This is a genomic window from Gemmiger formicilis, from assembly GCF_016901605.1.
Taxonomy (GTDB): Bacteria; Bacillota; Clostridia; order Oscillospirales; family Ruminococcaceae; genus Gemmiger; species Gemmiger formicilis_B.
Map to the genome: position 1 here is coordinate 1 of NZ_JACJKP010000163.1, position 6,469 is coordinate 6,469.

Below are 6,469 nucleotides of genomic sequence, written 5' to 3' on the forward strand. Positions count from 1 at the left end.
GCTGGTTTCCGCCGTCATTGAAGGGATCGAAATGCCTGCGGCAAAAGAGATCACCGTACAGACCTACGAATCCCGCTACCATGACCTGGGCCTCTACGCTTCGCAGATCAACATCCCGGTGGAAAAGGTCTGGAACGATACCAACGACCAGGACGGCATACGCCCGGAGACAGTCACAGTAACGCTAAAGGCAAACGGGGATGATACCGGAAAGAAGCTGACGCTTAGCAAAGACAACAACTGGCAGGGTGCCTTCTCCGGTCTGGATCAATACCTTGACGGGAAGGAAATTGACTATACTGTCGAGGAAGTTCCCGTGACAGGTTATCAAACTGCCATTATCGGTTCGGCCTCGAAGGGCTTTACCATTACCAACACCCATACGCCGGAGACAATCAACATTTCCGGCAGCAAGACATGGGAGGATAACAATAATCAGGACGGAAAGCGCCCTGATTCCATCACCATCCGGCTTTATGCCAACGGAACAGAATTAACGGATAAGGTGCAGACCGTCACCGCTGATAATAATTGGAAATGGAGCTTTACCGATCTGCCGAAATACGCGGAAGGGAAGCTGATTGCCTATACCATTACCGAAGATTCTGTGGATGGTTACACCTCAGAGGTAGATGGCTTCAATGTTACAAACAGCCATACACCGGAGGAAATTGACCTCTCCGGCTCCAAGACGTGGGACGATGCCGAAAATCAGGACGGGAAACGCCCGGATTCCATCACCATCCGCCTCTACGCCAACGGCGAACAGGTAAAGGTGGTGACCGTTACTGCGGACGACGGCTGGAAGTGGAACTTTACGAACCTTCCGAAGTACGAAAACGGTAGCGAGATCCGCTACACCATTACAGAGGATGTGGTTCCCGGTTATCAATCCGAAGTGGACGGCATGGATGTGACCAACCACTATACGCCGGGGCAGATCAATATCTCTGTCACGAAGAACTGGCAGGATCAGGACGATGCGGACGGTATCCGTCCGGACTCCATCACCGTGAAGCTGTATGCGGATGGCAAGGATACCGGCAGGGAGCTGGTTCTGGATCAGGAAAATGACTGGACGGGCAGCTTCGATGAGCTGGACGAGTACGCCGGTGGCGTAAAGATCGTGTATACCATCGCGGAGATCGAAGTGAAGGGCTATGATACGGCGATCAGCGGCAGTGCGGAAACAGGCTTTGTTATCAGCAACAGCCACACGCCGGACATCCCGGATACGCCGGATGATCCCGACAAACCGGAAGACCCTGACGACCCGGATACCCCGGATACTCCTACTACCCCGGATGACCCGGACAATCCGGAGCAGCCGCAGAACCCTGGGCAGCCTGAAACCCCGGACACGCCGAAGGATAATATCCCGCAGACCGGAGACACAACTAATCTGGCCTTGTGGGTAGCTCTTCTGGCAATATCCGGCACAGGTCTGATTGCAACACTGATCATTGGGAAAAAGAAGCGGTATCGTGGAAAGCACATGAAATAAGGAACAAGGCGGCAAGGTAGGCGCATAACCTGCCCTGCCGCCTTTTCTATAAGGAGCAATGTGAAATGAGATACCAAAAGACGATCCGTACTTTGGCGCTGATCCTGTTTTCCGGTCTTTTTCTTCTTTCTGCCGTTATGGTCATTTCTTATCTTGGGGAAAGCCGAGCGCAGGAAGCCGCTTTTGATGAACTGGAGGAGCTGGCTGCCAAAGTGGAAACTGTGTGTTTGTTGTCCAAACCGGATGCCCGGAATGTAAAAAATACCCGGCCTTCTGCACGGGTCAACCGGCAACACGGAACGAAGGGACCGCACCGATAAAAGCGGAAACAGCAGGAAAGGCGGCAAGTGCTATGACATATACAACCAATCCGCAAAAGCAGCGCCGGTATGACGACCGTTTGGATTTGCAGTCCAAACGGTTGGTTTACAGTTATCGGGACCGGCGGGACGGGAAGCGCGGCCCGCAGTATGAATCGTCGGTGCCTTACTCGCTGCTGGACCGGATTCTCTATTTTCCGGATCACCAGCTGCTGATCCTGTGGTGTGGCGGTGTGGATACGGTCTATGATCCCTCCGGTGCGGCAATCCGCCATACCAATTACTGGACCGGCTTCGGCAAGATTTTGCGTACCAACCATCAGGTCCTGCTGCCCATGGTCTATGACGATAACGAGCAGCTGCTGCGGGATCTGGCGGAAGCATCGGGCACAGAGGTGGAGCATTACCCGGGTACGACCGGCGAACTGCCGCCGGACAAACTTATGCAAAACCCACCGGATGTGTGAAAAAATGCGGTTCCATGTGTAAAATTTGAGAAAACCCCTTGCTGTGCCGTGTGAAATTGCGTATAATAAAACCGTTGGAGCCATGCTGCGGAAAAGGAGAGTGCCTATGTTCTGTAAATTGACCCCTGCGGAAACCACACGGATGCACCAGCTGCTGCGTGGTGTGGCGGATGATCCCCACGCCATGGAAATGCAGCAATTCATTCAGCACGGTACGGTCACCACCTACGAACATTGCCTGCGGGTGGCGCGCATTGCCTACTGGTTGAATCTGCGTCTGCACTGCCGTGCCCGGGAGGCCAGCTTGCTGCGTGGGGCGTTCCTGCACGACTTTTATCTGTATGACTGGCACCGCTGCCACAACATCACCCGGTGGCACGGGTTCAAACATCCGCTGATTGCGCGGTACAATGCCGAAACGGTATTCCAGCTTAATGAGGCGGAAAAAAATATCATTCAAAGCCACATGTGGCCGTTGACCATCACCTGGCTGCCCCGCTGCCGGGAGGCCGTGCTGGTTTGCCTGGCGGATAAAATGTCCTCTGCGTGGGAAACGGTGATGGAACGCCGTGCGACCCAGCCGGCATGGCAGCAGGAATAAGAAGATGATCCACCCTATCGGAAAAAATCTGATAGGGATTTTTTTGCGCAACAATATAAATTTATCGAAAAACGATAAAAAATACTTGCAAAACAATAACGCTTGTGCTATACTGCTGCTAATCTGAACAAGACGGGAGAGAAAACGGATGAAATGTTGGCAATGGGACGACCACAAAAGCATTACTCTGACGCGTTATGTGGTGGCGCTGGCTATACTGGGCAGTGCGGTTATGACGGTTTGCGGGCCCTGGCTGGTCCGTTGGCTGATGGACACCCGTCCTATGAATTATAACGACAGTTGGGTGGGAGTGGCCCTGCTGGTGCTGGGGTATCTTTGCGCGGCGCTGGCATTCTGGATGCTGTACAACCTCTACCGTTTTTTGCAGCGGTTGGAACAGGGGCAGGTCTTTGTGCCCCAAACCGTTCAATCGCTGCGCCGCATCAGCTGGTGCTGTACCTGGGCAGCGGTCCTCTGCCTGCCGGCGGGTGTGGTGATCTACCTGCCGTTTGTCTTTTTGGCGGTGGCGGCAGGGTTTATGGCCCTGATCGTACGGGTGTTGAAAAACGCCTTTGAGCAGGCGGTACGGATGAAAGACGAACTGGATTATACAATTTGAAGGAGGTGCGCCCATGCCCATTGTGGTAAATCTGGATGTGATGATGGCGCGCCGCCACAAAGGCGCAGGGGAACTGGCCGAGGAAATCGGCATTACCCCGGCGAATCTGTCCATCCTGAAAAACAACAAGGCCAAGGCGGTGCGGTTTTCCACCCTGGAGGCTTTGTGTAAGGCGCTGGACTGCCAGCCCGCCGATCTTCTGGAATATATTCCCGACGAGCCGTGACGCTGCGTCGGTCTGACAACTGAACAGGAGGTTCCCCATGACCGAATTTCCCAAAGAGGGCGCCGGGCGTCCCCTCTACGAAAGTGCGCCCAAAATTTCCCCGGCAGTGCCTGCTGCACCCTATCTGTGGGCCGCGGTGGCCAGCTATCCGCTGGCGTGGTTGTATGTAAAAAAGCTGCTGCTGGTCAATCTGTTCGAAGGATTCTGGCTGCTGTTGTTTGCCGTTGTGTTTGTGGCCGGTGTGGAAGGCATGGCCCGGGCGCTGCACCGTACCGCAGCCCGGGAAACACCCTTGTGGGCCGGCTGCTGGCTGGTTTTATCTGCAGTGATGCCGCTGTGGGGCTACCAGAACACCCTGAGCGATTGGCAGATGCTGGTTTGGCACCTGTTTGCTGTCTGGTTTGTGCTGGCCCGGTGCGGTATGCTGGCCCAGGGATATACCGGGAGTCTTTGCTTTCTGGATGCGCTGGCCGGGCTTCTGATATTGCCTTTCGGCAATTTCTTCCGGCGCATTGGAACGATCGGCGCCGGGATATACACCATGGGCCGCCATCGGGTCCGGTTGCGGCAGGTTGGGTTGGCAGTGGCCACGGCGCTGATTACACTTCTGCTGTGCAGCACCGCCTGGGGGCTGCTTTCTGCCGCTGATCCCAATTTTGCCGCTGTGGGGCGGCAGGCACGGCTTTGGTTGTCCTCCCTGTTGAACGGCCCTTCCGTGGTGGAGAATTTCGTGGTCTTTCTGCTGTCTTTGCCGGTGGGCGCATGGCTGTACGGCCTGGTGGCGGGCAGCTTGCGCCGTCAGGCGGCCCCCTGGACCGGAGAACGGTTTTTCAAGGCCCTTGAACCGCTGCGGGTGCTGCCTTCGGTTACCGCCAACATTGCAGTGGGGGCCTTGTGTGTGGTATACGGCCTGTTCTTTGTCTTGCAGGCGCTGGAATGGCTGGCGGCTGCTCCTTTGGGATTGACGGCTCCCCAGGCATCCTCCTTCGCGGTGGATGGCTTTTGGGAACTGCTGCGTATCCTGCTGCTCAACTTTTGCATCCTGGCTGTGGTGCGCTTTCTGGGGCGTCGCCCGCTGCCCCGGGTTCTGGCGGTACTGTTCTGTTTGTTCGGTGTGGCTTTTGCAGGGCTGGCGGGAGCCAAACTGACCGTTTATATTCGGCTGTATGCCTTTACGCCCCGCCGTGTGGTGGCGGGATGGTTCCTTTGCGTACTGGCGGTATGGGCGGTACTGCTGCTGGTGCGGATGTTCCGTGTGATCCCGGCGGCCAGAATCGGTCTGGCTGTGCTGGTGGTCAGCTTTGTACTGCTCTCCTGCGTGGACCTGGAAAGCCGCGTGATCCGGGCGAACATCGACCGGTATCAGGCAGGCGTGGACGAGGAACTGGACCTGGATGTGTTGCGGGATTGCGGCCTGAATCCCTGGTACACCTACGATGCCCCCAGCTGGAACCGCAATGGCCGGGTGGTGCGTTGCACCGGCTGGCTGATGGATTCCGGCTGGTTCCGGGGACGCACCGCCAACGAAATCCAGGAACTGTATGATATACCCGGGGAAACTTTCGGCTACGAGCAGCAGGCAGATCTGGGGCAGAGCGTTCTGCGCCTGACCTTTGATGAAGAATACCGCTGCCAGGTGGTTTCCTTGACGGCAAAAGAAAACGGGGTATAATAAAACCAGCATTTGATGCATTCAATCTGTGCCCCGGAGGAATTGTTTATGTCCGATATCTACACGCGCACCCGTGCTCTGCTGGGAACCCCGGCGCTGGAAACGCTGCGCGCTGCCCATGTGGCCGTATTTGGCATTGGCGGCGTAGGTGGTCAGGCGGTGGAAGTTCTGGCCCGAAGCGGGGTAGGGGAATTGAGCCTGTTTGACAATGACCAGGTGGCGGAGTCCAACCTGAACCGTCAGCTGGTGGCACTGCACTCTACACTGGGGCAGTACAAAGTGGATGCCATGGCGGCCCGCATTGCCGATATTGACCCCACCACGGTGGTACACGCCAACCGGGTATTTTACAATACCGATACCGCCGATGCCATCGATATGGCGCAGTTTGATTATGTGCTGGACTGCATCGATACGGTCTCGGCCAAGCTGCTGCTGATCGAACGCTGCAAGGCGGCGGGAACCCCTATTTTGTGCAGCATGGGGGCGGCCAACAAACTGGACCCCACGGCGTTCCGCGTAACGGATATTGAAAAAACCAGTGTGGATCCCCTGGCCAAAGTGATCCGTCTGCAATGCCGTAAACGGAGGCTGGGCAAGGTGAAGGTGGTATTTTCCACCGAGGAACCTCTTGCCCCGCTGGCGGAGGAACTGAGCGAAAGCCCGGCCAACGGCCGCCGCGCAGTACCCGCCAGCAATGCGTTTGTGCCGGCTGCCTGCGGGCTTGTCTGCGGCAGCGAGGTGGTCAAGGATCTTTTGCGCCGGGCGGGCGTTTACCGCGGCCATAATAAATAAACGATGCGTTCCCGGTTGGGAACGCATTTTTTTGTGGAAATTTACATTTTATGTAAGGGCTTTTGCATTGTAATTTATTCGGCAAAATGTTACTATATTCTTATCTGTATTTCATATATTTTCGTGCATATCCTGCAAAGAGAGGTTTATCACTGTGGCTGAAGAACGCAAAGTATACCGCAGCCCGGAACGGGCTGCCAAAACCATGCCGGGGCCAAACGAACCTGCGCCGCCGCCCAAATCGCAGCGGCCGCAGCGCGGCCGT

General features: G+C 56.0%; 8 protein-coding genes. All 8 read left to right on the forward strand.

Annotation, left to right across the window (positions count from 1 at the left end; translation table 11 throughout):
- Window positions 1–1,504, forward strand: a 1,504-nt coding sequence (locus tag H6B10_RS11550; protein WP_204651746.1) for a Cna B-type domain-containing protein, incomplete at its 5' end; no start/stop codon positions are given.
- Window positions 1,505–1,569: 65 nt separating this feature from the next.
- A complete protein-coding gene (locus H6B10_RS11555) occupies window positions 1,570–1,824 on the forward strand; it encodes a hypothetical protein (RefSeq protein ID WP_204651747.1) in 255 nt (84 codons plus the stop codon).
- 32 nt (window positions 1,825–1,856) lie between these two features.
- Window positions 1,857–2,291: a hypothetical protein gene (locus tag H6B10_RS11560; RefSeq protein WP_204651748.1), complete on the forward strand. Its 435-nt coding sequence runs from the start codon at window positions 1,857–1,859 to the stop codon at window positions 2,289–2,291.
- Window positions 2,292–2,397: 106 nt separating this feature from the next.
- The gene (locus H6B10_RS11565; protein WP_204651749.1) at window positions 2,398–2,892 is read left to right on the forward strand and encodes an HD domain-containing protein; all 495 of its coding nucleotides are present in this window, start codon (window positions 2,398–2,400) and stop codon (window positions 2,890–2,892) included.
- Between the two features lie 148 nt (window positions 2,893–3,040).
- On the forward strand, window positions 3,041–3,511 hold the full coding sequence (locus H6B10_RS11570; protein WP_204651750.1) for a DUF2975 domain-containing protein: 471 nt from the start codon (window positions 3,041–3,043) through the stop codon (window positions 3,509–3,511).
- 13 nt (window positions 3,512–3,524) lie between these two features.
- Window positions 3,525–3,737 (forward strand): helix-turn-helix domain-containing protein, encoded by a 213-nt coding sequence (locus H6B10_RS11575; protein ID WP_204651751.1) that lies wholly within the window; start codon window positions 3,525–3,527, stop codon window positions 3,735–3,737.
- A gap of 37 nt (window positions 3,738–3,774) precedes the next feature.
- Complete coding sequence (locus tag H6B10_RS11580) at window positions 3,775–5,409, forward strand: DUF4153 domain-containing protein (RefSeq protein ID WP_204651752.1); 1,635 nt, start codon at window positions 3,775–3,777, stop codon at window positions 5,407–5,409.
- A 48-nt stretch (window positions 5,410–5,457) separates the two neighbouring features.
- Window positions 5,458–6,204, forward strand: a complete 747-nt coding sequence (locus tag H6B10_RS11585; protein ID WP_204651753.1) for a tRNA threonylcarbamoyladenosine dehydratase — start codon at window positions 5,458–5,460, stop codon at window positions 6,202–6,204.
- Window positions 6,205–6,469: the final 265 nt, after the last annotated feature.